Source organism: Bradyrhizobium sp. 142 (genome assembly GCF_023074015.1).
Classification (GTDB): Bacteria; Pseudomonadota; Alphaproteobacteria; order Rhizobiales; family Xanthobacteraceae; genus Bradyrhizobium.
In genome coordinates this window covers 1-1,663 of the sequence record NZ_JADPKQ010000063.1, presented here as the reverse complement: position 1 = coordinate 1,663, position 1,663 = coordinate 1, and the positions used below count along the sequence as shown (strand labels likewise).

At 64.3% G+C, this 1,663-nt stretch carries 1 protein-coding gene and 1 pseudogene; one reads left to right on the top strand and one right to left on the bottom strand.

The features are described 5' to 3' along the window. Positions 1 to 196, bottom strand: a 196-nt coding sequence (locus IVA82_RS07025; RefSeq protein WP_247493222.1) for a hypothetical protein, incomplete at its 3' end; no start/stop codon positions are given. Between the two features lie 169 nt (positions 197 to 365). On the opposite strand from IVA82_RS07025, the pseudogene IVA82_RS07020 reads away from it, so the two are divergent. Further along, a pseudogene (locus IVA82_RS07020) lies at positions 366 to 1,391 on the top strand (IS91 family transposase); the annotation flags it as partial. Positions 1,392 to 1,663: the final 272 nt, after the last annotated feature.

The window sequence follows — 1,663 nt, the reverse complement described above, 5'->3', positions numbered from 1 at the left end:
AGAGCCTGGCACCGTAGATGGTGTGGTGGTTGCGCCGGCCGCCTTTGGCGCGTGGACACCGGCAAGTGCGCAGGTGCTCGCCGAACGCGGCGAGATCAAAGTCCTGCGCCGCTGCAAACCCGTCAAGGTAAGGCCCGCTCGGCCCGCTGCGCAGATGCCCCAGCATCTTCGCTGCCGAGAAGTACGTCTCCAACATGTCCGTCTCCGTATGTGACCGGCCATCAGTGGCCGACCCAACGGGGCCGCACGGGCGACTTGTAATGGAGAGCTCGAGAGCGGCAATACACAGGAAAATACGGTGATCGCGATTGCCAGCTCCCCATTACCGGCTTTGCCCATAAGGCAGGTAATGGGCGTCGCCCATTACCTGCCGTAATCGCCATTGTCCGAAGTGTCAGGGCACCGCTGCCAAGGAATGGCTCGCCGCGCGCGAGGCCGATCTGTTGCCGGTGCCGTACTTTCATGTGGTGTTCACGCCGCCGGCCGCCATCGCGGACATCGCCTATCAGAACAAGGCCGTGATCTACGACATCCTGTTCACGACCTCGGCCGAGACCATGACTACCATCGCGGCCGATCCCGAGCACCTCGGCGCCCGCATCGGCATCACCTCGGTGCTTCACACCTGGGGCTCGGCGCTGACGCATCATCCCCATGTCCACATGATCGTGCCGGGCGGCGGCATCTCCATTGATGGCACGCGGTGGGTACCGTGCAGGACAGACTTTATCCTGCCCGTGAAGGTTCTCTCGTGCCTGTTCCGGGGATTGTTCCTGGCCAAGCTCGTCGCCGCCCACCGGGCCGGACGTCTCAAGTTTTTCGGCGTCCACGCCCGCCTCGATAACATCAGAGCCTTCAAGGCGTATCTGGCGCCGCTGCGCAAGATCGATTGGGTGGTCTATGCCAAGCGGCCATTCGGCGGCCCCAGGGCCGTGCTCGCCTATCTGTCGCGCTACACCCACCGGGTCGCCATCTCCAATCGCCGCCTGATCGCGGCCGACCACACCGGCGTCACCTTCCGGTGGAAGAATTACCGGATCGAGGGGCCTGGCCGCTATCAGACCATGACGCTGTCGACCCGCGAGTTCATCCGACGCTTCCTGATGCACGTGCTGCCCGGGGGCTTCCACCGCATTCGGCACTACGGACTGCTGGCCAGTGGCAGCCGCGCCGCCAACATCGCGCGGGCGCGCGAACTGCTCGCCGTGCCGATCCGCTCCGAACAGCAAAATGCCTCAGAGGCCCCAGCGGCCGACGAACCCCGCATGCTGCCACGACCGTGCCCCTGCTGCGGCGGACGCATGTTCGTCATCGAGACCTTCGCGCGCGGCAGCGAGCCAAAGCACCGACCCACGCCCACGCCGGCCGCGATCAGGATCGACACCTCATGATGCTGTCATCGCTGATCCAGCACCGCACCGAAGCGCACCATTTTGGCCGGCTCTCGCCCGGCAGCACATCCACTTGCGCCGATCAGCAAGACTGGCCCGTGATCGCGCCGCAAATCCTGTCGAGCAACCTGCGATCCGCTCGCTCGCGCCAGCACGCACGCCCAAGATTCGAGCTAACAGTCTGCTGAAAAAGCCCTCGCAAAGGCCCACGGTTGATGATTCAATTATGTATCATGAATCGTCGGGGGCTCGCATGCGAGGCGCTTTTGCGG